Source organism: Bacillus cereus group sp. Bc010 (assembly GCF_027716745.1).
GTDB lineage: Bacteria > Bacillota > Bacilli > Bacillales > Bacillaceae_G > Bacillus_A > Bacillus_A pacificus.
In genome coordinates this window covers 19,471-45,723 of the sequence record NZ_JAQFUY010000027.1, presented here as the reverse complement: position 1 = coordinate 45,723, position 26,253 = coordinate 19,471, and the positions used below count along the sequence as shown (strand labels likewise).

Here is a 26,253-nt window from a genome sequence, read left to right as displayed (position 1 = left end):
ATGTTTTTTGTTTTCTTTAAAAAAGTATTTGACGAATGAAATGAAATACCGTATTGTTTTGACTTGTGAATAAAAGTTCACCATAACAAAACAAAAAGGAGAGTTCAAAATGAATCAATACATTGGTAATTTAATTATTCGTATTGTGTTAGGAGTAACGTTCTTTGCACATGGTTTAGCGAAGTTTCAATCAGGTATCGATAACGTAGCAGGCTGGTTTACAAGCATTGGTTTACCAGGCGGTCTTGCATATGGCGTAGCAACAGTTGAATTAGTTGGTGGTATATTATTAATTATCGGTTTAGGCGTACGATATGTAGGATTGCTATTCGCTCTTATTTTAGCTGGAGCTATCGTAAAGGTAAATGGAGCAGCAGGTTTATTAGGAGATGGAAAGAACCCAGGATATGAATTAGATCTTGCATTATTATCAATGGGTGCGTATTTATTCGTTGTAAAAGCAGAAGGATATGTAGATCGTTTCGTAAAAGAGAAAGTAATGAAAACGAAGTAAACTTATTAATAAATTGTTGACTTGAATCATTGTTGTAACTATATTGATTACAATGTGTAGAGTAAGAATAAAACAATTTAAATATTTTTACACACAGTGTAACAGTTTCGGTTACACTGTGTGTAAAAAATAAATAAAACGGGAGGAAGTAACATGCCTAAATCAAATTTAGAAATGATTCGAAGTACATATGAAGGATCAGCTTCTTCGAATGCAAAACATTTAGCAGAAGCCCTCTCTGAAAAAGTAGAATGGACAGAGGCGGAAGGGTTCCCGTACGGGGGAACTTATATCGGTGTAGAAGCAATAATGGAAAATGTATTTAGCCGATTGGGATCAGAATGGGATGATTATAAAGCGAGTGTAAATACATATCATGAAGTAAGCGGAAAAGATGTAATTATTGCTGAAGGTATGTATTCAGGAGTTTATAAAGACACGGGAAAATCATTTGAAGCAGAATTTGTTCATGTATGGCAACTTGAGAACGGAAAAATTGTGAAGTTTAAGCAGTATGTAGATAGTCATCTTGTTAGAGAAGCGATGAAGAGATAATGCTTTTTAAATGGGGCGTAGGTATATGCATTACAATTATAGTAATTTTCTCGTCTATAGTTGGCGGAAAGAAATTGCTTGCATATGTGGAAAAAGAAAATAAAAATATTCAAACCCAACAAGTGGCAAACGAAAAAGAGAAGAAAATTGCAGAAGACTCTTCACAAGTTAGTGAAGGTGAAATTATTTCTACTATGCACAAAATGGTACACCAAAAGGTAAAATCCTCTGAAAAATGGGGTTTTGTAGAAATGACAAACAAGGAAATTTCTAATGTGAAAAGAGATATTGAAAATAGTACAGGTTTTCAATATAAAATGAAGTTATTTTCTATTATAAATAGATGGGAAAGAGGAGATTTTTCTCAAACTGTTGAGGAGCACAACTTTTTATGGAGCCTTCAAGGTGGAGATACTGGCAAGGCAACAGAACGTTTATCACCAGAAGAGGAAAAGCAGTATATAAAAGAAATGAAGAATAAATAAAAACATCGCCAACTCAGATGACGATGTTTTTTCATTACGAATGTTTTCGTATTAAAGCTCTAGTTGGCTGAACAGCAACTGTTTTGAAATGAGAAAATAAATAACATCCTGTCACAACGATTATTGTCCCTACAATTTGTATCCATGTTAGTTCTTCACCGAGGAACAGGAATGCTAAAATAGCGGTAAAAATGGGATTAAAGTTTAGAAAAATACCAGATGTAGTTGCTCCTAATTTTTGTACGCCAACATTCCAAAATACCATACAAAGAACTGTGGAAATGAGTCCCGTATATAAAAGTGATGTTATAAAAGAAGTGTTGATATTTGTAACAGTGAAGCTTCCAATGTTAAATGGCAGTAATAAAATAACGCCGAAAATACCAGAGTATAATGTGGCCATGAGTGGTGTCGTTGTTTTTGTTGCCCATTTACTACAAACAGAATACATTCCCCAAATGCAAACAGCCGCAATCATCCATAAATCACCGCTATTAAAATGTAGTGAAAATAAAAGTGCAAGGTTACCTTTTAATAGGACGAGGATAACCCCGAAGAATGAAAGAATCATAGATAAAATTTGAAGTGTATTTACTTTTTCTTTTAGAAATAAGACAGAAAATAGTGCGATTGAAATCGCATTTAATGTAGAAATAAGCCCTACATTCGTTGCGGATGTTTTCTCTAGTGCTAGAAATTGAAAGATGTTAAAAAGAGCGACCCCTGAAATCCCCATTAGTATTAAAGGAAGTATGGCAGCACGAGGTGGAATGATTTTCTTTTCTTTAAACCATACCATCGGTAATAAACAAACGATCGCAATCATCCATCTTAAACTTGTAAGTGTCATTGGAGATGCGTGATCAACGAGTGATTTTCCAACGACGAAATTTCCTCCCCATAATAAGCTCGTTAGTAATAGTAAAAAGATATAAAAATAAGGCATATTAAAATCCCCTTTGTTGTAATCAATGTGAATTGTAAATAATTTTAGCATTTTTCTTTATTGTGTAATATATTATTTTGTATAATGGATAAAAGTTGATAAAATGTTTCGTTTTAGATAGTGTTTTGGAAATGATATTCAGTTTTATATAAGTTGTAAGGTGTTTTTTCGAATAATCATCGGTAAGAAAAAGGGGGAATTGTAATGGAGTCGTCAGTTATTAAAGTGTTGGATGATTTGGACGTACAAATTTTAGATATATTGCAGAAGGAGTCACAAGTAAGTAATGCAGAGCTTGCGCGACGTGTTAATTTATCACCAGCTGCGATGCATGCGAGAATAAAAAGATTAGATGGAGAAGGATTCATTGATAAGCAAGTAGCCATTTTAAATCAAGAAAAGCTTGGTTTTGATTTATTATGCTTTATTTTTATGAGTACGAATATTCATCAATTTGACAAGTTGGAAGTGCTGGAAAAAGAATTAGAAGCGATGCCTGAAGTGTTAGAATGTCACTGCTTAACAGGAGAGTATGATTATTTATTAAAGGTTGCAAATCGTGATCGTAAAGAATTAGAGCAGTTTATTAGAAAGCTAAATAAGCTTGGTATTACAAAGATACAGACGAGTTTAGCACTTCGTGAAATTAAATATTCGACCGTATTACCGATACGAAATGAGGGACCGAGCATCGATTAGATCGCTTGGTTTTTTGTTTGTATAAAGTGATTGACGAGGAGAAAAGAGAGATGTATTATTATATAAAATTGTGTATTAAAATTCATTTTAAATTATAAATATTAATATTAGGGGCAAGGGGATAGAATATGAAAATCTTTAATGCGGTTACGAGTGATGTGAAAGAAATTTATGGTCTCATTGAGATTTACGCAAAAGAGGGAGTGGTTTTACCGCGTTCTCTTTTATCTCTCTACCAATATTTACAGTGTTTGTATGTTGTGAAAGAAGAGGGGGAAATCGTCGGAGTTGCTGGTTTACATGTGTTAGGGGAGGACCTTGCAGAAGTCCGGTCGTTAGTCGTTTCGCATACATATGCAGGGAAAGGGATTGGACGTATGTTAGTAAACCATGTAATAAATGAGGCAGCGAAAATAAAAGTGAGTAAAGTTATTTCTTTAACATATGAAACGGAATTTTTTCAAAAGTGCGGGTTTGATTTTGTGAATAGAGATGCATTGCCAGAGAAAGTATGGATTGATTGTAGGCATTGTCCAAAGGTAGATTATTGTGATGAAGTAGCGATGATTCGGTATGTTGGGTGAAGTTTTCAGGGAGAAAAGGGCCCATTATTATTTATGTAATAGTGGGTATCTATATTTTAGTCAAATATGAAATGTTGTTAAGAATTTCAATTAGTTTTTCATACTGTAAAATTCAAATACATGACATATAAACAAAGAAGAGCCTGATATGGCTCTCAGGCTCTTCCCTCAATAGCAAAGAGTAAGTCTTTTAATTACTCTTCTCCTACATAATACACAATATGTATTTGGATGTGTAGAGCAAGAAATTCCAATATAATTATCCGAATATAGTGTTTAAAAATAAAAACTAGATATTTTAAATAAGGAATTAAATTACAAATGCTGATTTAACGCACAATAGAAACGCGTTTATATAATGAGATGGTTAATAAAGTGATATTGCAATAATGAAATATGAAATATTGCATATCGAATTGTAGAACAAAAAAGTGAAATGATAATTGAGTGAAAATGCTATTTTGTAGAAAGGAATATATAGCTTGAAATCTGAAGAAGCTACACATCTCATTACTGATTTAGAACGAAGAAAATCAGATTTAAAAAGAATTCAAAATGGCTTTTTGGGAATTTATAGAGAGGAATATCGTGACAGTATTGCATAAGTAAATATTTATTTTGAATCAAGTGAACATGCGATTGGGATTATGAAAGATGAAAATAAAAAGAGCAGCTATAAAGTGAAGTGAACCCTAAAAGTTAGACACGGTTATTTCATTAGGCAGCTTGATAAAAGGGAATCCGGTATTGTACCGGGCTCATTTTTAATTTTGCCTTAATCCGTTTCGTATTATAATAATCGATATATTTTTTTAATTCTATTTTAAAATGTTCTACACTTTCAAATTCTTTTATATAGAGGAACTCCGACTTCATAATCCCAAAGAAATTCTCTATTACTGCGTTGTCGTCACAGTTACCTTTTCGAGACATACTCTGGACAATCGCTCTTGATTCAAGTGTACGGACGTATTGTCTCATTTGATAATGCCACCCTTGATCCGAATGCATCAGTAGTTGGTGGTTTTCAGGTAAACGTTCTAATGCCTTCTCTAACATCTCTGAAACAAGTGAATACGTCGGTCTAGAACCAATTGTATAGGTAATCATTTCACCATTATACAAGTCTAATACAGGTGATACATACAGTTTTTCTCCAAACAATTTAAACTCTGTGATGCCCGTTACCCATTTTTGATTCGGGGCATCTGTGTAGAAATTACGCTCTAACATATTAGGTGCAATTTTACCGACTTTTCCTTTATAGGATTTATATTTCTTCATACGCACAACACACTTTAATCCAAGCTCTTTCATAATGCGCTGAATCTTCTTGTGATTCACTTTCTGACCACGATTCATTAATTCATCACGAATGCGACGGTAGCCATAACGACCTTCATTTTCCTCATAAATCGCTTTAATTTCAGCTTTCAAATCGGCATCTTGATCCGGAAGATTCATTTTTTTTTACTAAATCATAATACGTAATCCGTGGAATACCAGCTAGCTCCACGAGTGCCTTCACCGAATATTTATGCCTTAATTCATAGACTACTTGCGCGTTGTCTTGTTTCGTGATTTTTCCTTGTTTTGAACTAAGGCATTCAACTTTTTTAAGTACTCATTTTCCATTTCAAGCTGTTGAACACGTGCTTCAAGTGCCTCAACTGACCCTTCAGCTAACGCTTGTTTTAATTGTTTATTTGAATCTTTTTTCATGGATGGACGCCCCTTTTTCTTAGATTGAAGGGCATCAATTCCTTGTATTTCGAACTGTTTTTTCCAAACAGAAATCGTTGAAGGGCAGGAATGTTAAAGATAGCTGCCGTCTCAAATAAGGACATACCGTTTTCAATCATAAAGTTTAGTACGTCTAGTTTAAATTGTTGTGTGTAATTTGTACACCGTTTTAGAAAAGCTTCCACACCATTCTGTTTATATTGGTTTACCCAATTCAGAATGATTGTGTTACTTATACCGATTTCTCGACAACTTTCATTTCCTTTCAAATAACGTAGAACGATTTGTATTTTTTCATCAGCTGTAAATTTAGCCATAGAAAAACTGCACCTCCAATTGTTAGACTGTGTCTAACAATTGGGGTGCAGTTCATATTCAAGGGATCTCTCCAAGGGGGAGTGGAGAAAATATTATGTTACTAGCAGTATTGACAGGTTATTAGGAAATATACAAATCGGATGGAATAAATTTTTGGCATTGACAGTTTTTTAAATATTCATGTACAATATTTATGAATGACACTCAGTCATTTTGTGTAGCAGGATGCCATTTGCTTGAAAACGGAACAAATATAAATGGTAAATGAGGATGATAGTTGTTTATATAGTAGTGATGAAAGAGTATATTTTTTTAAAACAAAAATGACTGATAGTCAGTCATAAGAGGTGAGAGGTATGAAGAATAGAGCTTGGTTATATGTCATATTAACATGTATCTTTGAAATTTTTTGGGTGTTTGGTTTTAATACAGCCGATACTTGGTGGCATTGGATTATTATTTTAGGCGTTATCGCTGTTGATTTTCACTTCCTTTCTAAAGCGTGTGAGCATCTTGCAACAGGGACTGTATATGCTGTTTTCGCCGGAGCTGGTACGGTAGGTACTTTCTTAATGGATGTATTCCTTTTCGGCGGGAGTTTCAGTGTAGGGAAATTATTCTTTATCGTGATGGTTGTAGCCGGCGTTATCGGTTTAAAACTAGCTGATAATAAAGAAGAAACTGTGGAAGGAGCTGCTTAAAGATGGGTTGGTTTTTCGTATTTTGTGCTGCAATTAGTGAAATAGTCGGTGTGATCGGTCTTAAAATGTATAGTAAAGATAAAACGTTAGCAAATGGTGCACTTTATATAGGTGGGTTTGCTACATCTTTTGCATTCTTGTATACATCTTTCTTATTTTTACAAGTAAGTGTCGCGTATGCGGTTTGGATTGGTATTGGAACAGCAGGTGCCGTTTTATTAAACATGTTCCTGTTTGGGGAGTCGAAAAGTAAAGCACGTATCATTAGTGTGGCTCTTATTGTATGTGGCGTGACAGGGTTAAAGGCTCTTTCGTAAAGATATACTGTATCTCCTAACAAGTCGTTAGGAGATTTTTATCGTAAAAAGTACACGATAATTGACAGTATAGCTAGTTATTCTATAAAATGAGTGACAGTCATTCAATACGCGTGTGAAAGGGTTTAGATGATGAATAAAAAAGAGAAAATTGTCTATGCAGCTATTGAAGTGTTTCAGGAAAAGGGCGTTGAAAAAACGAAGATTTCTGATATCGTGAAATTGGCTGGCATTGCACAAGGAACTTTCTATTTATATTTTCCTTCTAAGTTATCTGTTATGCCTGCAATAGCAGAAGTGATGGTTGAGAAGATGATCCTTGCAGTGAAAGAAAAAGTGCAAAACGATGCGCCTTTTTCAAGTAAAGTTACGCAAGTAATAGATGCGGTGTTTCACTTCATAGCGGAATATCGTGAAATACAAGCTTTAATGTATGCGGGTCTTGCATCTACGGAACATATAAAAGAATGGGAAGCTGTGTATGAGCCTCTTTATATGTGGCTAAGTGAATTTTTAAGTGGGGCGAAAGAAGCTGGTGAAATTCGTGATTCGGTTCACGCAGAGCGAACAGCGAAGTTATTTATCGCTCTAGTTGAATCAGCAGCGGAACAAGTGTATTTATATGATCATAAAGATGATGAGCAAGTGGAGCTACAAAAGGCAGAAGTACTAGATTTTTTAACACATGCATTACATATAAAGAAATAGTGAGATGAACCTGTCTGAGAAGGTAGGTTCATTTTTGAGGAAAACTGAATGATAGTCATTCACCTAATGCGTATGTATGTGTGGAAGGATATAGTGAAATTCTAACGAGTGGGGGCATCTCTACTCATGATTAGCCCACAAATAGCAGGATAAAGAAAAAGCTTCTTGGGCATTATTTTTTGAGAGGAGCTTACGGGAAGAGGTGTTAAAAGTGAAGAAACCGATAAAAGAACAAAAGATGGTATTGGTCATTCTTTTGAGTAATATATTTATCGCTTTTTTAGGGATTGGATTAATCATTCCGGTTATGCCGTCCTTTATGAATGATATGGGTTTAACAGGTAAGACGATGGGATATCTCGTTGCAGTGTTTGCAATGGCTCAGCTTATTGCTTCACCTATTACAGGTCGGTGGGTCGACCTTTATGGTAGGAAGAAAATGATCATCATTGGATTATTTATTTTTGGTGTTTCAGAGCTTCTGTTTGGATTAGGAACAGATGTATGGATGCTCTATGCAGCGAGGGTGTTAGGTGGAATTAGTGCTGCGTTTATTATGCCTGGTGTTACGGCATATGTTGCGGATATTACATCTATACAGGAACGTCCAAAGGCGATGGGATATTTATCTGCTGCTATTAGTACCGGCTTTATTATAGGACCTGGAATCGGCGGATTTATTGCAGAATACGGTATACGTGTGCCGTTTTTCGTTGCAGCAGCAATTGCTTTTATAGCATGTGTAATTTCGATCTTTATTTTAAAAGAACCGTTAACGAAAGAGGAGCTTGCAGAGATTTCTTCTAATACGAAAGAATCAAGCTTTATTGGTGATTTAAAGAAATCATTACATCCAATGTATGCAATCGCATTTATTATCGTATTTGTACTTGCGTTTGGTTTATCAGCGTATGAAACTGTGTTTAGTCTGTTTTCTGATCATAAGTTTGGATTTACACCGAAAGATATTGCAGCAATTATTACAATTAGTTCAATCTTTGGGGTAGTTGTGCAAGTATTTATGTTTGGTAAATTGGTTGATATATTCGGTGAAAAAGTGTTAATTCAAATATGTTTAATTGTAGGTGCAGTATTAGCGTTCGTTTCAACTGTAGTCTTTAATTATTGGATTGTACTTCTCGTTACGTGCTTCATTTTCCTTGCATTTGATTTACTTCGTCCAGCTTTAACGACGTTTTTATCAAAAGCAGCTGGAAAAGAGCAAGGATTCGTCGCTGGTATGAACTCAACTTATACGAGTTTAGGAAATATAGCAGGACCGGCGATGGGCGGAATATTATTTGATATGAACATTCATTATCCATATGCATTTTCAGGAGTTGTTTTAATAGTTGGTCTCGGCATTACATTTATGTGGAGAGAGAAACAGCTAGCTGAAAGTTTTGCGAAGTAATAAAACCCCTTACGACGGTAAGGGGTTTTTGTTTTATAAGCTTAATCCAAACCGTTTTAATTCAATAAATATCCCCTCTAATTGCTTTCCTTTATCCGTTAATGTGTACTCTACACGAGGCGGAACTTCTGGATATACTTTTCTCGTTATAATGCCTTGAGACTCTAATTCTTTTAGTCGAAGCGATAATGTTTTTGGACTAATACCATCCATTGATTTTTGTAAATCACTAAAGCGTAATGTTCCTTCGATAAGAAGGTCACGAATGATTAAAAATGTCCATTTCGTACTAATTACATTAAGCGTTTTAGCGATAGGACAAGGTATGCCAGGTAAACCTTTCGTTAATTCAACTGAATCTATATTGTTCATGGAACTAGCCTCCATAAAATTTTTTTGGCTGAATTTTCTTTATAGTATCACATAACTATACTTTTGGTAACTATATGAAAAAAATATCATTACTTCCATAAAGGAAGTTAGTGCATATACAATAGCAATACGAAATACAAAGGGTTTAGATGAGGAGGAGGTGATTTTCATGGGGATAAAAAAGTTGTTTAGATTCCTTAGTTTGTTTGTTGTTTGTATTGTACTTGTAGCATGCGGCGTGGAAGAAAAAACGGAAGTCCAGTTATTAAAAGAAATGCCAAAGCCAAAAGCGATGACAATTGATCCCTCATTAAGTCAAAAGGAGGCGACCGAAATGGTTCATGCAGCGCAGCGTTTTTATGCATTTTGGGATACAGGTAAAGAGGAGCTTATTCCGCAGACTGTTACTGAAAATTTTTTCGATCATACATTGCCGAAAGGGCGACCACAAGGCATGGAAGGATTAAAGTTTGCGGCGCAAAACTTTCATAAAGTTGTTCCTAACATACATTGCGAGATTGAAGATTTATTAGTCGTCGGTGATAAAGTAACAGCTCGTCTTTCTTTTACAGGAACGCATAACGATAAAAAAATCGATTTTTTTGCAATTGATATTTTACATGTAAAAGACGGAAAGATTACAGAAGACTGGCATTTAGAAGATAATCTTACGCTGAAACAACAACTTGGGTTAGTAGCTGAGGAGTAAATTATATAGGGGAGAGAAAAGTGATGAAAAATATATTTATTATAAATGGACATGAAAAATACGGTACGAAAGAAGGACGATTAAATAAAACGTTAGTTGATTATATGGTAACGGTATTAAGTGAGAAGCATCATGTGAAAACAACAACGATTCAAGATGGCTATAGTATTAAAGAAGAACAAGAGAAGTTTTTATGGGCTGATGTGGTGATTTATCAAACGCCAATTTATTGGTTTAGTGTACCGGGCTTATTTAAAACGTATATGGATGAAGTGTATGAATACGGTTTGTTCTTTAAAGGTGCAGATGAATATGGAACAGGTGGTTTATTAACAGAGAAAGAGTATATGTTCTCTACAACTTGGAATGCACCTGAAAATTCTTTTGGAGATAAGACGAAGTTCTTTGAAGGGGAAAGTCTAGAATCAACGCTTAGTCATTTACACCGCGTGCAGAAGTTTCTTGGTATGAGCCCGTTAAAGAGCTTTGCTTGTTATGATGTGGTGAAGAATCCGGATATTGAGCAGTATTTATTGAACTTGAAAGATCATTTAGATGGAGTAATTAAATAATAGTTTATACTTGTATGTGAAGAAGGTACTACTAAGGATGTAGTACCTTCTCCTTTTATAAAAACTCATACTTTAATACGTAGATGGCTGTATCCATAACTTCGCAAAATTTGCCCAGCCGAATGAATCAATTGTTACATTTTTTAAAGCAGAAGGATATGTTTTTCTTTTTAAAACGTGATAGTTAAATAAAATGATGTGTTCTGTTTGTAAAAATTCTTCAATCTCATACATGAGCTCGTAGCGTTTCTCCTTATTTTCTTCTAGTAAAAATGTATCAAGTAAACAGTTAATTTGTTTTTCATAGTGCGGGTCCATGAACCGGTTTACGAAGCAACTTTTATTTTTGAATACATTTAAGAATGCAAGTTCATGATCGGCAGCAAACACTTCTCCCATGAAAATAATATCGGCATGTTGATCGATAGAACGGTTCATATAATCTGAAACGAGAAAGGGGTGAAGCTCTACTTGTATACCTAAACTTTCACATCGTTCTTTTAAGAAATATGCATCATTTGCACTATCTTTAAATGCGAAGAAGTAAATATGTATCGTCTCTCCATTATAAGTGCTCTTTTTTAAATACTCTTTCGCTTTTTCTAAAGAGTAAGACCTTTTAGAAGCTTGGCGACTTCTTTCAGGGAAAAAGCTTGATGCAGCAATTGTTCGTCTACCCTCTATGCTACGAAGTATCGTTTCAACATCATATAGTTCTCTCCAAGCCTTTCGAAAGTAAATGTCGTGATGGGGACCAGGTTTTGTAAAGTTGAATCCAGCATAAATACAACCTATTTCTTCTATTTGTATATCATGCCTTTCATTTTCTTCTTCATTTGGTAGTTCATAATCAGCATCGATTTGTACATGATCAGGAATACCCCAAAATTCAATGCGGTCTAATAATGCGCGCTCTTTAAAATAATGAGTGAATGCTTCGAGTACGATATTATCTTCAGAGTAATGAGCAAGTTTGAAAGGTCCAGTACCTATATAATGATGATTTTCAATACTAGCATCATGTGGCAAAATTGCTAGTTGTATGGAACTTACATAGTGTAAGAAAAATAAATTTGGTTTTGCTAAATGAAATCGAATTTGCAGTGGTGATGGCGTTTCAATTTGAACAATTTCTTCTGTTAACCATTCAAAAGGAGAGTGAACTTCTTTTAGTCTTTCAAATGAAAATTGTACATCTTTAGAAGTTAAAACTGTTTCGTTATGAAAATATACATCCTTTCGTAAATAAAAAGTCCACGTAAGCCCGTCTTCACTTAATTCCCACGTATGCGCAATGTGTGGTTCCATTTTTTCCGTAACATCGTTATAAACGACTAACGTGTCAAAAATTTGACCCGTAAGATGGCTCTCTGTAGTTACAGCCACAAAAGCCGGATCTAAGGGGAATATCTTTCTCGATATAGGAATCTTTAATATGTCGTACATATCATTTGAAGGTTCGTATCCAAAATGATGATGTAGTTTATTTTCTATCTTTTTTTGAAGTGCAAGGGGTAGGGGTTCTTTTAAAAGAAGAAAGATATCTTTTAATTTTTCTTGCGCTAACAGTTCATCTGTATAGGACTCAATCGCTTCTACGAAATTATGTATAAATAGAATTTCCGTTTTATTCCCGCGGCCTCGCCCTGGAGTCCAGCTAATTAATTGCTCCTCGCTCATTTTCTTTAATAAAATCTTTACGTTTTTCGTACTGCAATATAAAGCATCCGCTAATTCTTGTAAGCTATTTCGCATATGCTGTTGATCTTGTGCATGTAGTCTTAGTCTAATGTAATAGTCCATAATTTTCATATATACACTTCCTTCTATCATAAAAGGGGAAACTCTTTAGAATATTCTAACCTTTTTCTTCCTTTTTTTCAAAGTAAAATAAATAAGCATAAGGAGGGGGAAACAATGGGATTTTGGAGTATGCATCGAAATATAAAGATTAGAATTATAACTTCGTTTTTAACACGTACTGTGTCCACGATGATTTTTCCATTTATGGCGATTTATTTTTCAATAAAGTTAGGTAGTGCGATTGCTGGTGCGTTACTACTTATTAATGTCATAGCTTCATTAGTAATTGGTTTGTACGGTGGGTATGTTGGAGATCGGCTTGGTCGTAAAAAGGTTATGATTATCGGTCAAAGTATACAAGTCATTTCCATTGCTTGTATGGGGATTGCAAATTCCGATTATGTAGATTCACCTTGGTTAACATTTATCTTTATGCTAGTGAATAGTTTAGGATCTGGACTTATGAATCCTGCGACAGAGGCGATGTTAATTGATGTGAGTACACCTGAGAATCGAAAAGTGATGTACAGCATTAACTACTGGGCAATTAACTTATCCATTGCGATTGGAGCGATATTTGGAGGACTACTATTTGAAAACTATAGATTACAATTGTTTATCGCATTAACACTTGTTGCAATTATTACTCTATATATAATGGCAGTATATATGGAAGAAGTGTATGTAGCTAGAAAAACGGTGGAGAAGAAAAATATATTAAAAGATATGGCGGATAGTTATAAAGTCGTAATGAAAGATAGAGCGTTTTTAATTTTTTGTGCAGCAAGTATATGTACGTTATCTTTAGAGTTTCAGATTAATAATTATTTAGGAGTACGTTTGCAGCAAGAATTTGAAACGGTGCACTTTTTCTTTGGGAATGGTGTTACGTTTGATTTAACAGGTATTCGCATGCTGAGCTGGATATCAGCGGAGAATACAATTTTAGTTGTGTTATGTTCAGCACTTCTTATTAAAATGCTGAAAAGCTTCAACGATTTGAAAATCTTATATGTAGGTTTATTCATTTATACAATTGGATTTACAATACTCGGAGCGAGCAATAGTTTATGGATTTTATTAATTGCAGGGCTTTTCCAAACGGTAGGCGAGATGATGTATGTGCCAGTGCGTCAATCTATTATGGCAGATATGGTGCCAAATGAGGCAAGAGGTTCATATATGGCGATTAACGGAATGGTCTTTCAAGTGGCAAAAATGAACGGGGCATTAGGTGTTATGCTAGGTTCATTTCTTGCATCTTGGGGCATGAGTGCTCTGTATTTTATCGTTGGTATGAGCAGTATTTTATTATTTATGAAGGCGATAGGGAAAGAGAAGTATGAGGGTGAAAGAAATGTGTCCCAGATTGGATAAAACGATATGAAAAGCGATGCTAGAAACCGCTTTTCATATGGCTTTTAAAATGGATCAACTTCAGCTAAATTCGGAGTGGTATCCGGCTGTAGCAAAAGATTTTTTAATGTGCCTACTTCAGAAAGAGTGACTAATATGTAGCCACTAATTAGTACAATAAGCCCAATGACGCGTAACGTTTGTAAGCTCACTTCATTATTATTCGTTTCCGTTGGATTTGGGGGCGTTGAAGGTGGATTGTTATTCATAAATAAGGCTCCCATCTTTTGTATTTATATATGTGTAAAATCATGATTTAACTTATGGATAGGAATTGTATAGTCATTTTCACTATATGAGAATTGCCTATGAAAAGTGATTGGAAATTTGGGGACGAAAAAAGAGGGATCCAAAAGATTATTAAAACTGAACTTTTGGATTCCCTTCTTTTTATTTATCCCGCTATTTGTGGAGGTCGGATTGCATGTAAACGACCAGTTGGTGAGGGCTGATTAAATTTTTTTATATAAATAAAAGGAGGTTAATCAAAGTAGCTATCCTAATATACGCAACGATTCTTCAATAAACGCGGGGATGTCCTCAGGTTGTCTACTTGTGAGCAGTTGATTTTGGCATACGACTACTTCTTTGTCATGAAAGTTGCCGCCAGCATTTCTTAAATCGACTTCAATAGATTTATATCCAGTTACATCACGTCCTTCAAGTGTTTGTGCAGTGATGAGTAGCTGAGGTCCGTGACAAATAGCGAAAACAGGTTTTTCTGCATCCATAAATGCTTTACTAAAGCGTACAAAACGCTCATCTGCACGCAGTATATCTGGGGAAAATCCACCTGGTATGAAGAGGGCATCAAAGTTATCTGGAGAAACATCATCGATACCTTTATCAATTACAACTTCACTTTTTCCTTGTTTGCCGTGTACCGTTTTCCCTTTTTCCGTTTCAATGGTTGTTAATTCATATCCCTTTTGATGAAAAGCTTCTACTGGCTCTGTGTATTCTGTATCCTCGAAATAATCCGTTATTAAAATAGCAATTTTTTTACTCATTGCGGTCAGCTCCTTACATTATAGTATCGGTTCCAGAATCATCTTTGAGCAATGCATCGTAGTGTTTGCTTCCTTTTAAATTTCTAATCCCCCCAGTTCGTTTCCCTTGTTAATTTAATACATACCCTTTTTATTAGGACGTAAACATGTATTATCGTTTTTGTATGTAAAAATCATAAAATATCGGTTGTGCCGATGATTCTTGTTTGAAGAAGGAAAATAAAAAAGCCAAGGAGAAAATTTATTCGCTCCTTGGCTTTTAAGATATTTCTTTTCGTTAAAATGCGGAAATTCGTTGCTTCGTTTTTGGTACAATAATAAATTTGATCCAGAGTAACCCGATAATCATAATGATAAGGCTATGTAAAAATTGACCTGTAGCAATGAGTATAACAATTGAAAATACAACAAGTTGAATGCTTAGCAATATAAAGATTAAGTGAAGAAATTGATTCATTCGTTTTTCAGTATCAATTGGATATAATGCTACAATAATATTTCCCGAAAAATATTTCCATAGGGAACGGAGCTGCATAGAAATCATATATAGGACGATATATGCGATAGCGCCTTTTACGTATATGTTTGGTATAAAATATAAGGCGAAGGTACCGATCAACCCTAAGCGAATATATATACCGAAATAATCATTCCCGCGTAAAAATGCGAGTGTATGTAAATAGAAGAAAGTTGCTCGTTTTTTATGTAATAAAGGTTCAATCCAATTTGTAAGCCATTTTCTTTTATTTACTTGCTTATTCAGTTGAGGAACATCGGTGAAAATGCTCGCAAATTGATAGAAACGAACGTTCATTTTTTCTTCTTGCTCAATTATGTAATCCCATGGTATTCGTTTTGTAGGCTGTTTTTTCGTGTATAGAAAAAGGAAAGTAAGTAGTAAGAGTAATCCGCCTAATATGAGAACATTTGCCGCATAAAACAGCATGTAAATAATGAGGGCGTTACAAGCAATACGAATAATGAACCATATGCTTTTTTCATGACTATCACGCCACATCCAATGTATGTACATGTTCCAAGCTTTCGTAATCATTAAAACGATAAAGATTGTACATAAGAAAGGTACAGTTAATTGTAATGATTGCAATGCAAGCGGAACGAGAATAAGAAACGTAAATAACAATGGGAAAAGCTGAATGATGTAATTATATAGAAGAGATTTTTTGAAATAAGATGTTAATTTCTCTTCTAGTGCTAGTAAATAGACAGCATCAGGTTTTTGAAGAAATGTACGGATCGGGCATCTCGTTATAATGAATGTAAGTACAATCGTGATGAGTAGTAAAGAGATTCCTTTAGAAGGAGATGCTTTTAGAAACTGAGCATAGTAGTATGCGCCAACGCATGAAATAAAGATAAAGCTATATAGTAAACCGTTAATCATACGTGCAAAGTATGTAATAATATTTTGAATATGTTGTTGGAAGCGACTGCTCCATAGTGATTCAATTGACATGTTTCTCACCTCTTTGTTCTATTATATATGTTTTAGAAAAGAAAAAACGAGCAAATTGCGTTATGCAACTTGCCCGTTTTTCTTTTCGTTATTTTTTTTCTGATCACGATTCATTAAAGGATAGAAGGCAAAGCCGATTACGAATAAACCAATTCCGAGAAGGAATGTTTTTATATCGGCTGCACCGGTTTTAATAACCCATAGTGCGTAGCAAAGTGCAATCACTGCGACTATACCATCTGTAATTCTCGCCCGCATTTCATTTTTATACGTTTCACCAGTAGCGACTAGTTTTAACTGGAAGATTGGTGAAACGAGATATGGAATGAGGTAGGCTAGTGTTGATACGGTAATAACGAATGTATAAGCTTCCGCAATTGTTCCTGATAATGTTGAGAATAGGAATACTTGCGACATAATGTTTGTTAATCGTAATGAGTAAATTGGACTTCCTTTTTTATTTGTTTTCGTAAAGAAGGAAGGGAAGAAACCTTCTTTTGCTGCTTGATACGGTACTTCTGAGCTTAATAAAATCCAGCCTAAGATAGAACCGAACAGGGAAGTAAGAGCAAGTAATGCCATCAGTTTCCCGCCGCCATGACCCATTGCAGCGTTTAATGCGTCTGCTAATGGACGTTCAGATGCTTGTAATTTATCGACGTGAAGTACACCCATTGTTAAAATTGTAATTCCTAAGTAAATCGCAACTGTAATAAGTAATCCAGCAACTGTTGCGCGTTTTACCGTTTTTGGAGAAACAGCACGGTTTGATAAAAGAACCGCTGATTCAATTCCGATAAATGCCCAAAGTGTTGTAAGAGCAGCTAAGTTTACTTGTGAAAGAAGACCGTGTGATACACCTGATTTATCGATCATCGGTGTGTACCATTGTCCAAACTTAGAAGCTTCGAATGCAAATAACGTAACGACGATGAATAAAAGGAATCCAGTTACTTTCGTTGTTGTTGCTAAGAAGTTTAGCTTTCCAGCTCCGCTTACACCGTTTGTTAATATAATATGAGTTCCCCAAAGTAAGATGGAACAAATCGTAAATGTAATTAGTTTTCCGACTTCTACGTTAAACGAACCGATTGAAAATAGTAGTCGCGTATCTTTCATAATTGGGAAGAAGAGTGATAAATATCCCGCAAATGATGTAATGATGGCAACGTTACTTGCCCAGTTTGCAACCCAATATCCCCATACCATACTGAAACCAGCCATTTTTTTCTTTTTTGGTGTTGAGAATAAAGCATATGCATGACTTTGTGGTCCTGTCGTTAAATCAGGACGACGAATTGCTAAATTACCGAAAACAAGAGCTAGCATTAAAACACCAAACCCTGTTGTTAACCAAGCTAAAGTGACACCGAGAGGGCTTGCTGTTTGTGCCAACGTACTTGGCACCATGAAAATACCAGCGCCAACCATGTTACCGACAACGAAAGCTGTGAGTACCCAAAAGCCCCATTTTTTTTGTTGCATAGAAAATACCTCCAAAGTTAGTATAACCAAGTCAAGCGAGGAGATATGTATGTCTTCCTGAGTCAGGAAGAGAAGTCCCAAACAAAACAAAAAAAGCACGTAATTTGCCGCTACATGCTTTCTATCTTATAAGAAACCCACGACATACCTCTCGATAGCTCTCCACAAACGAAACGTTTGTGACAGTTCTGCACTTATTAAATGCAGACCCAGCAAGTGTGCATGGTGGACACAACTTACTTCGGCAACCATTCCTTTCTCATTCCTTCATCAATGCCACTACATCTCCGGAAATGATACTCTTAATGATTGCAACCTCTACCTCACCGAGATACGAATGAGGATTTAAATATTAAATTAACGTATTTAAGAGTAACAAATGAATTTTTATACGTCAATGGATATAGTAATAATCAGATTATAGAGAAGAGTTTGTGATTAAAAGTATGAGGGATTATTATGTAATATTGAATTTTCATAATATAATAAATGTTATTAGCGCTAGATGATTGAAAAGGGGATGAAGTATATGTCTGTATGTCATAAACATTCAGTAATAGGTGTGTTAGATTCGGGAGTTGGGGGATTAACAGTTGCGAGCGAAATTATAAGACAATTGCCTAAAGAGAGCATTTATTATATTGGTGATAATGAGCGTTGTCCGTATGGGCCAAGAAGTGTAGAAGAGGTACAATCTTTCGTATTTGAAATGGTTGAGTTCCTCAAACAGTTTCCGTTAAAAGCTCTAGTTGTAGCATGTAATACTGCTGCAGCAGCTGCATTGGCTGCGTTGCAAGAAGCACTTTCTATTCCAGTTATTGGCGTTATACATCCGGGAGCAAGAGCGGCAATTAAAGTGACAAAGAAAGGGAAAATCGGAGTAATTGGAACTGTAGGTACGATACAGTCTAATATGTACGAAAAAGCATTGCATGAGCTTGATACATATTTGAAAGTGCATAGTCATGCGTGCCCAACCTTAGCTACAGTTGTAGAAAATCAATTAGAAGATACAGCATATGTAACCGAGCAAGTGAAACAAGCTTTACTGCCATTAACGAAAGAAGATATAGATACGCTAATTCTCGGATGTACGCATTATCCACTTTTAGAGTCCTATATTAAAAAGGAACTAGGAGAGGATGTAACGATTATTAGTTCTGCAGAAGAAACAGCGATAGAGTTAAGCACAATTTTACAGCACAAAGGAATTTTGTCTGATAATCTGAATCCGAAGCATCGCTTTTTTACAACGGGATCTGTTTTATCATTTGAACATATTGCTGAGCGATGGCTAGGGTATCACATTTCTGTAGAATGTGTGGATTTACCCGTAAAGAATGCTCGCATCTGTAATTAGACTGTATGAAAGTACTTTTTGTTCAATAAATTAGGTTAGTTGCATAAGAAGGAAAAAATGCACTTTTAATTGAAAGGATTAAGGTCATTTCAATTAAAGGGGAGATTGGATTATGGAATTATCAAGGTCTCAATTATTTGCTTTAGAGTATATTTCAAAATATGCAGAGAATGAAAAACGTGAGGCTAAAGCAACAATTAATCATATACTTAACATGTGTAATATTACAGATGAAATATTTGAAGAAGCTGTCGCTAACTTGAAATCTCATGCAAGGATTGCTTTACACTTTCATCCAGACAGACTCGATTCGAGTATGAAAAGTATTGCTGAAGCATTGTTTGAACAAGGAATATATAAAAGTCAGTTTGAAACATTGCTATCTAACGGAAGTGTGTCTGCTTATCCGGGTGGTGAACGTGACCTTTGGGAACAGAGAATATTTGGAGGCGCATATCAATTGGAAGGCGTAACGAATAATCAACGGCCAAAGTATGGGGCGCTAAATTTGATGTTACATCCAGATGGGCCTGCCCCGCGCTTTGGATCCTGTTATTTTCTCTTATCTCCAAAAGTTTCTTATCGCTCTACATATACGTATTTAGATTCGCATCAAGATCCAAAAGAAAAGGGGACTTATGAGGAGTTTGATATGATTCTAGCTGCTCTTTTGGAAGAAACATTCGTAAGAGAGTATGCAATTGGTGAAGGGAATTTGACTCCAACAAGATTAGTTAATCATTTACTGGCTAACCTGGAAAGGTCGTTTATAGATTTAATAAACAAAGAGTCAGCCCGTAACCTTAATCATTATATTGAAGCACAGGTTCATGGAGATATTTCTCTTAAAGAAGACGTGGAAGCTCTTGTTGTAGATCCTTCATTTAAGGGTACGGATGTAGGAAGAACATTAGAAGAAATGTGCCTGAAGTATGCTATTGATTTGTATTGGCACACAGGTTTTGTACTTATGGTAGACGACGTTCCAATGGATTTTAGAGGTTCAAAAATGCCATCTTTAGCAAGACGCATTGCACGGAATCATTGTATCGATGCAAATATAATTGGTTCTGCTGTAGCGGATTTGAAACGCAATCCATTATCTTGGAGTGATCGTGGAACTTATGAAGAAGTGCTTCAGGAATTAAAATTATTATGGCATGTTTTAGTTCGATTTGGAAAACCAAATCGGAAGTAGAACGAAATCCTTCGTTTTTGGGAAGTATCTATATAGAAAAGAATCTGATCTAAAATTAGATCAGATTCTTTGTATAAGATTAAACTAAGTTTAATACAGTTACTTTTTCACGTGTCATAGACTCAAGGCTCTTACGAATACCTTGTGCGCCCATACCTGAACCTTTTACGCCGATGAATGGGAAGTGGTCAGGACCGCGCTCTGTGCGTCCGTTAATTTGAACAGAACCAGTTTCGATTTTGTTCGCAATTGCAAATGCTTTGTTAATGTCTTTAGTGAAGACACTTGCTTGCAGACCGAACTCTGATTTGTTAGCAATTTCAATTGCTTGCTCATCTGAAGAAACACGGATGATTGGAAGGATTGGGCCGAATGGCTCTTCCCAAGCAACTTTCATTTCTTCAGTTACGTGGTCGATTAATGTTGGGTAAATTAAGTTGCGCTCACGTTTGTTACCGATAACGATCGTTGCACCCTTTTCTACAGCGTCGTCAACTAAACCTTGAACGAAATCAGCAGACTTGTCGTCGATTAATGGAACGATTGTGCTGTCTTGTTCTGGAGATCCAACTGATAGTTTAGCTACTTGCTCTTGTAATAAGCTAACAAGCTCGTCCGCTACGTTTTCGTGTACAAGTACACGCTTAATAGCTGTACAACGTTGACCAGAGTAAGAGAATGCACCGCTTACGATATGGTTTGCAGCATCTTGTAAGTCAGCATCTTCACGAACGATACCAGGGTCTTTACCACCAAGTTCTAATACAAGTGGAATCATTGCAGCTTTTTTCGCTAAATGTTTACCTGTGTTTGTACCACCTGTGAACGATACCATATTGATGCCTTCGTGTTCTACTAAGTAGTCACCAATTACAGAACCGCGTCCTGTCGCTACGTTCACAAGACCTTTTGGAAGACCAGCTTTATGAAGTGCTTCCACCATTTTAATACCACTAATTGCACCTTGAGTTGCCGGTTTGAAAATAACAGCGTTACCCATAATTAATGCTGGTGCAAGTTTTGCAGCAGATAAGTTTACTGGGTAGTTAAACGGTGCGATTGCTAATACAACACCAAGTGGTGCACGTTGGATAATCGCAAGTTTAGATTTTGTACCGCCCGGGAAGCTATCGCCCATCATGCTTTCTCCGTGCATATGTAAAGCTTCTTCGATTGTGTAACGAATGAAGTCAGCTGTACGAACAACTTCTTTCTTCGCATCTTTATATCCTTTACCGACTTCTTTCATAATGATATCGGCAATTTCATCTTGCATATTTACGAGCTCATCAGCCCATTTATATAAATATTTTGCGCGATCTTGTAGAGAAGCTTCTGCCCATGATTTTTGAGCTTCTTTTGCAGATGCAATTGCTTCATCTACTTCTCCGCGAGTAATTGCTTGTACTTGTCCAATTACTTCGTGTAAGTATGGAGATGGAATTTCAATTGTTTCTCCTGAAGAGCTTTCTCTCCATTCTCCGTTTAAATAAAATTTGTACGTATTGCTAGTTGTCATGATTAGTCCTCCTAAAATAGCAACTTGTAAGAGTGAGTATAAGGTGATTGTAGGGGGTTTGATAACATTTTTCAAATGAAATGTTTGTGAAAACGATTTCTTATTCCTTTTTTATTTTGTATGCCCTTTCTTGCAGAATATTCCCTTATTTCAAAATGATGTAGCGTATATTTTCGTTCAGTCTGTAAAAAAACAATTGACAGAATACTCAATAAAGTTGTAAGATTATAAATGGAAAATAAATGAAGGGGGTGTGCGTAATGATTGTAATCGTAAATGTAATGGGCTTAGCTCTGTTAAACGGCAGAAAACATTCATATCATTACGCAACCCGTACGGATATATAGGGCATCTTTGTCTTATAAAAAGCGTACGTTGCGTATATCGTAACGTACGCTTTTTATGCATTTTTGTGCATATCGTCAAGCGACGGTATGCTTTTTTTTGTTTATTTTCCATGTTACTAAATAAAATTTTGGAAGGTGGAAAAATGTGATGAGATTGTATGGGTTACGAAATGTAAATGTGATGGGTCTGGATAGTGGATAAAGAAACGAGAGGTAAACGAGAATGAGAAGGGAGAGGTTATATTGTTTTCAGTATTACTAAAGTTAAGATGGTTTTTTAAAGAACATTGGAAGAGATATAGTATCGCCATTGGTGCACTTTTAATTGTAAATATAGTTGAAGTTATTCCTCCGAAAGTACTCGGGGTTACGATTGATAATATAAAAACAGGAACGTTATCAAACGAAGCTATTATACAGTCTATTCTTATTTTAATTGGGGTTACGATCGTTGGATATGGCCTCACTTTCGTATGGCAGCATCAATTGTTTGGCGGTGCATTCGTACTTGAGAAAACGATGCGCTCTAAATTTATGGGGCATTTACTTAAAATGACGCCGACTTTTTACCAAAAAAATCGTACTGGCGATTTAATGGCGAGAGCGACAAATGATTTAAAAGCAATCGCTATGACAGCTGGTTTCGGTATATTAACGCTCGTGGATTCAAGTTTATATATGCTTACGATTGTCTTTATGATGGGATTTACAATTAGTTGGGAGCTTACATTTGCGGCACTTATACCGCTTCCGATTATGGCATATGCGATGAATATATATGGAAAGAAATTGCATGAAAGATTTACAGTTGCGCAAGATGCGTTCGGTGATATGAACGATAAAGTACTTGAGTCAATAGCTGGTGTGCGCGTGATTCGTGCATACGTACAAGAAAATGCAGATCAAGAAAGATTTCATCATTTAGGAGATGACGTCTACGAAAAGAATATGAAGGTAGCAAGAATCGATGCACTATTCCAACCAACTGTGAAAATGCTTGTTGGTCTTAGTTATTTAATTGGTTTAGTGTACGGTGCATATCTTGTATTTCAATCAAAGGTGACGCTTGGGGAACTCGTTTCATTTAACGTGTATTTAGGGATGATGATTTGGCCGATGTTCGCAATTGGCGAATTAATCAATGTTATGCAAAGAGGAAATGCTTCATTAGACCGTGTAAATGAAACGTTAGCGTATGAACCAGATGTAAAGGATCCGAAACATCCAAAGGTTGTACAAGAGCCGGATTATATTCAGTTTGATGATGTTACCTTTTCATATCCTTCATCAACTGAAACAAATTTAAAGAAGGTTTCGTTTACATTAAAACAAGGAGAAACGCTTGGTGTTGTCGGGAAAACAGGAAGCGGAAAGACGACGCTTGTCCGTCAGCTTCTTCGTCAATATCCGCTTGGAGATGGGGATATTGCAGTCTCTGATGTGAGGTTAGATAAAATGACGAATGAAAATGTACTCGGCTGGATTGGATATGTACCGCAGGAACATATTTTGTTCTCAAAAACAGCGAGAGAAAATATTTTATTCGGAAATAGGGAAGCGACGGAAGAAGAACTCGAGAAAGCGATTGAAATCGCGGCGTTTAAAAAGGATTTAGAGTTTTTACCAGAAGGGTTAGAAACGCTCGTTGGAGAGAAAGGTGTTTCTTTATCAGGAGGACAAAAACAAAGGATCTCGATTGCGCGAGCTGTTATTCAAAATCCAGAAATTTTAATTTTGGACGATTCTTTATCAGCTGTTGATGCTCGTACGGAAGCAGCGATCATTGACAATATAAGAACAGAAAGAAGCGGCAAGACGACGATTATTACGACGCATCGTTTATCTGCCGTACAACATGCGGATTGGATTCTCGTTATGGATGACGGGCAAGTAATAGAAGAAGGTACGCATGATCAGCTTGTTAAGAGTGGAGGCTGGTATGCTGAGCAGTTTGAAAGACAACAAGGGGAAAGTGAAAGTGCGGATAGTGGGGTGAAAATATGAGCGTTTCAAAACGATTGTTTCAATATGCGATGAAGGTGAAAGGGACGATTTTTGCAGCGATGCTAATGTTATTTATTTTCGTCATCGCAGAGCTTGCGGGTCCTTTCGTCGCGAAAACGATGATTGACGATCATATCGTTGGAATAGAGAAGCCTTGGTATGAAACAGAAAAGAGTGAAGAGGCTGTTTCGTATAATGGCGCCTTTTATAAGCGAAGCGATCGCTTCCAGGAAGGTGAGAAAAAAGGAAAAGAAGTACGTGTGATGCAAGTCGGTTTTCAATATTACTTTGTACCGAATAAAGTAAATCTGGAAGGGTCACGGACTGTAAAAGGTGATATGATTACCGTTCAAAACGGTAAGGCGGTGCAAGTGTATAAAGCGAAAGCATTGACGAAAGAAGAAGTGTTTGCGTTTTATAAACCAGAAATAAACCGTCTATTATTACTTGGTGGTGGATACTTCGCTTTATTAGTAGTCGTATCCTTGTTTGCATACGGAAAGCAGTTTTTCTTACAGAAGGCGGCGAACAAAATTATTCAAATTATGAGGGAAGATGTCTTTTCTCATATTCAAACGTTGCCGATTCGTTATTTTGATCATTTACCAGCAGGGAAAATTGTATCGCGTGTAACGAATGATACGGAAGCCATTCGTGATTTATATGTAACGGTACTTGCGACATTCGTCTCTAGTATCATTTATATTATCGGGATATTTGCGGCTTTATTTTTACTCGATGTAAAATTAGCAACGATATGTTTACTTATTATCCCGATATTAATCGTTTGGGCAATTCTTTATAGAAAGTATGCGTCTGTATACAATCATAAAATGCGTTCACGTTTATCTGATATTAACGGAACAGTGAATGAATCCATTCAAGGGATGCCAATTATTCAAGCGTTCCGTCAAGAGCGCGAAACGAAAAAAGAGTTTGATGAATTAAATGGAGATTATTTTAAGTATCAAAATAAAATTTTGAATTTAAATGCAGCAACTTCTCATAATTTAGTATCCGTATTAAGAAATATCGCTTTCACAGGTGTAATCTGGTATTTCGGTGGTGCTTCATTAAGTGCTACAGGCGTCATTTCTCTAGGGATACTGTATGCGTTCGTTGATTATTTAACACGATTGTTCTCACCGATTACAAATATGGTAAATCAGCTTGCTAACTTAGAACAATCGCGCGTTGCATCAGAACGTGTTTTTGAATTGTTAGAGGAAAAAGGGGAAGCAGTAGAAGAAGAACGTATGCCTCGCTTACAAGGAAATGTGAAGTTTGATAATGTGTCGTTTTCTTATAATGGAAAAGATGAAGTGTTAAAAAATATTTCTTTTGAAGCGAAACAAGGCGAGACAGTCGCGCTTGTCGGTCATACTGGCTCAGGAAAAAGTTCCATTATGAATGTACTCTTTCAGTTTTACGAATTTGAAAAAGGAAAGCTTACGATTGATGGTCATGATGTAAAAGAGATGCCGAAACAAGCAACTCGTGAACATATGGGAATCGTATTGCAAGATCCGTTTTTATTTAGCGGAACAGTAGCATCTAATGTAAGTTTAGAAAATGAAAACATTTCAAAAGAGCGCATTGTAAAAGCGTTGCGTGATGTTGGTGCGGAAAGATTTGCGAACAATATAAATGAAGAAATTACGGAGAAAGGAAGTACCCTTTCAACCGGAGAACGTCAGCTTATATCGTTTGCTAGAGCACTTGCATTTGATCCAGCCATTTTAATTTTAGATGAAGCGACGTCTAGTATTGATACAGAGACGGAAGCTATGATTCAACAAGCATTAGAAGTTGTGAAAAAAGGAAGAACGACATTTATTATCGCTCACCGACTTTCAACGATTAAAAGCGCAGATCAAATTATCGTGCTTGATAGAGGGACGATTTTAGAAAAAGGCTCTCATGATGAACTAATGAAAAAGCGCGGGCGTTATTACGATATGTACAAAACGCAAATGGAAGGGAACCAGAGCGCTTAA

At 36.0% G+C, this 26,253-nt stretch carries 25 protein-coding genes, 1 pseudogene and 1 riboswitch; of the genes and pseudogenes, 17 read left to right on the top strand and 9 right to left on the bottom strand.

Annotation, left to right across the window (positions count from 1 at the left end; genetic code table 11):
• Window positions 1-109 precede the first annotated feature (109 nt).
• The 3 genes from PDQ68_RS22215 (at window position 110) to PDQ68_RS22205 (ending at window position 1,554) form a co-directional block, all read left to right on the top strand.
• Entirely contained in the window at window positions 110-514 is a 405-nt protein-coding gene (locus PDQ68_RS22215) for a DoxX family protein (protein ID WP_014893281.1), read from the top strand.
• A 153-nt stretch (window positions 515-667) separates the two neighbouring features.
• Complete coding sequence (locus tag PDQ68_RS22210) at window positions 668-1,069, top strand: nuclear transport factor 2 family protein (protein ID WP_061183537.1); 402 nt, start codon at window positions 668-670, stop codon at window positions 1,067-1,069.
• Entirely contained in the window at window positions 1,069-1,554 is a 486-nt protein-coding gene (locus PDQ68_RS22205; RefSeq protein WP_061183538.1) for a PRK06770 family protein, read from the top strand. Before PDQ68_RS22210 ends, PDQ68_RS22205 begins: the two co-directional genes overlap by 1 nt.
• A 34-nt stretch (window positions 1,555-1,588) precedes the next feature.
• Here the strand turns inward: PDQ68_RS22205 and PDQ68_RS22200 are convergent, their stop codons facing one another.
• Window positions 1,589-2,500: a DMT family transporter gene (locus tag PDQ68_RS22200; RefSeq protein ID WP_061183539.1), complete on the bottom strand. Its 912-nt coding sequence runs from the start codon at window positions 2,498-2,500 to the stop codon at window positions 1,589-1,591.
• A gap of 204 nt (window positions 2,501-2,704) precedes the next feature.
• Here PDQ68_RS22200 and PDQ68_RS22195 point away from each other — a divergent pair, with 204 nt between their 5' ends.
• The 3 genes from PDQ68_RS22195 to PDQ68_RS22185 all read left to right on the top strand — a co-directional run bounded on the left by PDQ68_RS22195 (window position 2,705) and on the right by PDQ68_RS22185 (window position 4,388).
• A complete protein-coding gene (locus PDQ68_RS22195; RefSeq protein WP_000446093.1) occupies window positions 2,705-3,199 on the top strand; it encodes an Lrp/AsnC family transcriptional regulator in 495 nt (164 codons plus the stop codon).
• Between the two features lie 128 nt (window positions 3,200-3,327).
• Complete coding sequence (locus tag PDQ68_RS22190; RefSeq protein WP_061183540.1) at window positions 3,328-3,783, top strand: N-acetyltransferase; 456 nt, start codon at window positions 3,328-3,330, stop codon at window positions 3,781-3,783.
• A gap of 482 nt (window positions 3,784-4,265) precedes the next feature.
• The gene (locus PDQ68_RS22185) at window positions 4,266-4,388 is read left to right on the top strand and encodes a hypothetical protein (protein ID WP_016716560.1); all 123 of its coding nucleotides are present in this window, start codon (window positions 4,266-4,268) and stop codon (window positions 4,386-4,388) included.
• A gap of 112 nt (window positions 4,389-4,500) precedes the next feature.
• Here the strand turns inward: PDQ68_RS22185 and PDQ68_RS22180 are convergent.
• Window positions 4,501-5,843: pseudogene (locus tag PDQ68_RS22180) on the bottom strand (IS3 family transposase).
• A 357-nt stretch (window positions 5,844-6,200) separates the two neighbouring features.
• On the opposite strand from PDQ68_RS22180, the gene PDQ68_RS22175 reads away from it, so the two are divergent.
• From PDQ68_RS22175 to PDQ68_RS22160, 4 genes are all read left to right on the top strand, one after another.
• Window positions 6,201-6,545: a DMT family transporter gene (locus tag PDQ68_RS22175; protein ID WP_000796016.1), complete on the top strand. Its 345-nt coding sequence runs from the start codon at window positions 6,201-6,203 to the stop codon at window positions 6,543-6,545.
• 2 nt (window positions 6,546-6,547) lie between these two features.
• Window positions 6,548-6,862 (top strand): DMT family transporter, encoded by a 315-nt coding sequence (locus PDQ68_RS22170; RefSeq protein ID WP_000539674.1) that lies wholly within the window; start codon window positions 6,548-6,550, stop codon window positions 6,860-6,862.
• A 129-nt stretch (window positions 6,863-6,991) separates the two neighbouring features.
• Window positions 6,992-7,570: a TetR/AcrR family transcriptional regulator gene (locus tag PDQ68_RS22165; protein WP_016716563.1), complete on the top strand. Its 579-nt coding sequence runs from the start codon at window positions 6,992-6,994 to the stop codon at window positions 7,568-7,570.
• A gap of 211 nt (window positions 7,571-7,781) precedes the next feature.
• Window positions 7,782-8,984, top strand: coding sequence for an MFS transporter (locus PDQ68_RS22160; RefSeq protein WP_061183541.1), 1,203 nt, complete (start codon window positions 7,782-7,784; stop codon window positions 8,982-8,984).
• Between the two features lie 33 nt (window positions 8,985-9,017).
• Here the strand turns inward: PDQ68_RS22160 and PDQ68_RS22155 are convergent, their stop codons facing one another.
• Window positions 9,018-9,356 (bottom strand): winged helix-turn-helix transcriptional regulator, encoded by a 339-nt coding sequence (locus tag PDQ68_RS22155; RefSeq protein WP_061183542.1) that lies wholly within the window; start codon window positions 9,354-9,356, stop codon window positions 9,018-9,020.
• 169 nt (window positions 9,357-9,525) lie between these two features.
• Between PDQ68_RS22155 and PDQ68_RS22150 the strand changes: the two genes are divergently transcribed.
• Complete coding sequence (locus PDQ68_RS22150; protein WP_016716565.1) at window positions 9,526-10,065, top strand: ester cyclase; 540 nt, start codon at window positions 9,526-9,528, stop codon at window positions 10,063-10,065.
• A 23-nt stretch (window positions 10,066-10,088) separates the two neighbouring features.
• A complete protein-coding gene (locus PDQ68_RS22145; protein ID WP_011040036.1) occupies window positions 10,089-10,637 on the top strand; it encodes an NAD(P)H-dependent oxidoreductase in 549 nt (182 codons plus the stop codon).
• A gap of 72 nt (window positions 10,638-10,709) precedes the next feature.
• Here the strand turns inward: PDQ68_RS22145 and PDQ68_RS22140 are convergent, their stop codons facing one another.
• Window positions 10,710-12,470 carry an SgrR family transcriptional regulator gene (locus PDQ68_RS22140; protein ID WP_153016945.1) on the bottom strand — a complete coding sequence of 587 codons (1,761 nt, stop codon included), beginning with the start codon at window positions 12,468-12,470 and terminating at the stop codon, window positions 10,710-10,712.
• Window positions 12,471-12,554: 84 nt separating this feature from the next.
• On the opposite strand from PDQ68_RS22140, the gene PDQ68_RS22135 reads away from it, so the two are divergent.
• A complete protein-coding gene (locus PDQ68_RS22135) occupies window positions 12,555-13,817 on the top strand; it encodes an MDR family MFS transporter (protein ID WP_061183543.1) in 1,263 nt (420 codons plus the stop codon).
• A 44-nt stretch (window positions 13,818-13,861) separates the two neighbouring features.
• Here the strand turns inward: PDQ68_RS22135 and PDQ68_RS22130 are convergent, their stop codons facing one another.
• The 4 genes from PDQ68_RS22130 to PDQ68_RS22115 all read right to left on the bottom strand — a co-directional run bounded on the left by PDQ68_RS22130 (window position 13,862) and on the right by PDQ68_RS22115 (window position 17,828).
• On the bottom strand, window positions 13,862-14,065 hold the full coding sequence (locus PDQ68_RS22130) for a hypothetical protein (protein WP_001063865.1): 204 nt from the start codon (window positions 14,063-14,065) through the stop codon (window positions 13,862-13,864).
• Between the two features lie 285 nt (window positions 14,066-14,350).
• Entirely contained in the window at window positions 14,351-14,866 is a 516-nt protein-coding gene (locus tag PDQ68_RS22125; protein WP_061183544.1) for a type 1 glutamine amidotransferase domain-containing protein, read from the bottom strand.
• A 277-nt stretch (window positions 14,867-15,143) separates the two neighbouring features.
• On the bottom strand, window positions 15,144-16,343 hold the full coding sequence (locus tag PDQ68_RS22120) for an ABC transporter permease (RefSeq protein ID WP_061183545.1): 1,200 nt from the start codon (window positions 16,341-16,343) through the stop codon (window positions 15,144-15,146).
• A gap of 60 nt (window positions 16,344-16,403) precedes the next feature.
• Complete coding sequence (locus tag PDQ68_RS22115) at window positions 16,404-17,828, bottom strand: amino acid permease (protein WP_061183546.1); 1,425 nt, start codon at window positions 17,826-17,828, stop codon at window positions 16,404-16,406.
• Window positions 17,829-17,975: 147 nt separating this feature from the next.
• A riboswitch (Lysine riboswitch) is annotated at window positions 17,976-18,157 on the bottom strand.
• Window positions 18,158-18,357: 200 nt separating this feature from the next.
• Here PDQ68_RS22115 and racE point away from each other — a divergent pair.
• Window positions 18,358-19,188 (top strand): glutamate racemase, encoded by an 831-nt coding sequence (gene racE, locus PDQ68_RS22110; protein ID WP_061183547.1) that lies wholly within the window; start codon window positions 18,358-18,360, stop codon window positions 19,186-19,188.
• A gap of 112 nt (window positions 19,189-19,300) precedes the next feature.
• Window positions 19,301-20,386 carry a DUF3626 domain-containing protein gene (locus PDQ68_RS22105; RefSeq protein ID WP_061183548.1) on the top strand — a complete coding sequence of 362 codons (1,086 nt, stop codon included), beginning with the start codon at window positions 19,301-19,303 and terminating at the stop codon, window positions 20,384-20,386.
• 79 nt (window positions 20,387-20,465) lie between these two features.
• On the opposite strand, the gene gapN is transcribed toward PDQ68_RS22105, so the two are convergent.
• A complete protein-coding gene (gene gapN, locus PDQ68_RS22100; RefSeq protein ID WP_061183549.1) occupies window positions 20,466-21,905 on the bottom strand; it encodes an NADP-dependent glyceraldehyde-3-phosphate dehydrogenase in 1,440 nt (479 codons plus the stop codon).
• A 590-nt stretch (window positions 21,906-22,495) separates the two neighbouring features.
• Between gapN and PDQ68_RS22095 the strand changes: the two genes are divergently transcribed.
• Both PDQ68_RS22095 and PDQ68_RS22090 read left to right on the top strand, forming a co-directional pair.
• Window positions 22,496-24,256, top strand: coding sequence for an ABC transporter ATP-binding protein (locus PDQ68_RS22095; RefSeq protein ID WP_000493207.1), 1,761 nt, complete (start codon window positions 22,496-22,498; stop codon window positions 24,254-24,256).
• The gene (locus PDQ68_RS22090) at window positions 24,253-26,253 is read left to right on the top strand and encodes an ABC transporter ATP-binding protein (RefSeq protein WP_061183550.1); all 2,001 of its coding nucleotides are present in this window, start codon (window positions 24,253-24,255) and stop codon (window positions 26,251-26,253) included. Before PDQ68_RS22095 ends, PDQ68_RS22090 begins: the two co-directional genes overlap by 4 nt.

What these genes read in the sequence shown, in the direction of transcription:
- gapN (WP_061183549.1), bottom strand. Translation starts at nt 21,905, where the DNA reads ATGACAACTAGCAATACGTACAAATTTTATTTAAACGGAGAATGGAGA.
- PDQ68_RS22125 (WP_061183544.1), bottom strand. Translation starts at nt 14,866, where the DNA reads ATGAGTAAAAAAATTGCTATTTTAATAACGGATTATTTCGAGGATACA.
- PDQ68_RS22145 (WP_011040036.1), top strand. Translation starts at nt 10,089, where the DNA reads ATGAAAAATATATTTATTATAAATGGACATGAAAAATACGGTACGAAA.
- PDQ68_RS22165 (WP_016716563.1), top strand. Translation starts at nt 6,992, where the DNA reads ATGATGAATAAAAAAGAGAAAATTGTCTATGCAGCTATTGAAGTGTTT.
- PDQ68_RS22215 (WP_014893281.1), top strand. Translation starts at nt 110, where the DNA reads ATGAATCAATACATTGGTAATTTAATTATTCGTATTGTGTTAGGAGTA.
- PDQ68_RS22150 (WP_016716565.1), top strand. Translation starts at nt 9,526, where the DNA reads ATGGGGATAAAAAAGTTGTTTAGATTCCTTAGTTTGTTTGTTGTTTGT.
- PDQ68_RS22205 (WP_061183538.1), top strand. Translation starts at nt 1,069, where the DNA reads ATGCTTTTTAAATGGGGCGTAGGTATATGCATTACAATTATAGTAATT.
- PDQ68_RS22135 (WP_061183543.1), top strand. Translation starts at nt 12,555, where the DNA reads ATGGGATTTTGGAGTATGCATCGAAATATAAAGATTAGAATTATAACT.
- PDQ68_RS22195 (WP_000446093.1), top strand. Translation starts at nt 2,705, where the DNA reads ATGGAGTCGTCAGTTATTAAAGTGTTGGATGATTTGGACGTACAAATT.
- PDQ68_RS22105 (WP_061183548.1), top strand. Translation starts at nt 19,301, where the DNA reads ATGGAATTATCAAGGTCTCAATTATTTGCTTTAGAGTATATTTCAAAA.
- PDQ68_RS22210 (WP_061183537.1), top strand. Translation starts at nt 668, where the DNA reads ATGCCTAAATCAAATTTAGAAATGATTCGAAGTACATATGAAGGATCA.
- racE (WP_061183547.1), top strand. Translation starts at nt 18,358, where the DNA reads ATGTCTGTATGTCATAAACATTCAGTAATAGGTGTGTTAGATTCGGGA.
- PDQ68_RS22130 (WP_001063865.1), bottom strand. Translation starts at nt 14,065, where the DNA reads ATGAATAACAATCCACCTTCAACGCCCCCAAATCCAACGGAAACGAAT.
- PDQ68_RS22140 (WP_153016945.1), bottom strand. Translation starts at nt 12,470, where the DNA reads ATGATAGAAGGAAGTGTATATATGAAAATTATGGACTATTACATTAGA.
- PDQ68_RS22090 (WP_061183550.1), top strand. Translation starts at nt 24,253, where the DNA reads ATGAGCGTTTCAAAACGATTGTTTCAATATGCGATGAAGGTGAAAGGG.
- PDQ68_RS22200 (WP_061183539.1), bottom strand. Translation starts at nt 2,500, where the DNA reads ATGCCTTATTTTTATATCTTTTTACTATTACTAACGAGCTTATTATGG.
- PDQ68_RS22120 (WP_061183545.1), bottom strand. Translation starts at nt 16,343, where the DNA reads ATGTCAATTGAATCACTATGGAGCAGTCGCTTCCAACAACATATTCAA.
- PDQ68_RS22175 (WP_000796016.1), top strand. Translation starts at nt 6,201, where the DNA reads ATGAAGAATAGAGCTTGGTTATATGTCATATTAACATGTATCTTTGAA.
- PDQ68_RS22155 (WP_061183542.1), bottom strand. Translation starts at nt 9,356, where the DNA reads ATGAACAATATAGATTCAGTTGAATTAACGAAAGGTTTACCTGGCATA.
- PDQ68_RS22170 (WP_000539674.1), top strand. Translation starts at nt 6,548, where the DNA reads ATGGGTTGGTTTTTCGTATTTTGTGCTGCAATTAGTGAAATAGTCGGT.
- PDQ68_RS22115 (WP_061183546.1), bottom strand. Translation starts at nt 17,828, where the DNA reads ATGCAACAAAAAAAATGGGGCTTTTGGGTACTCACAGCTTTCGTTGTC.
- PDQ68_RS22190 (WP_061183540.1), top strand. Translation starts at nt 3,328, where the DNA reads ATGAAAATCTTTAATGCGGTTACGAGTGATGTGAAAGAAATTTATGGT.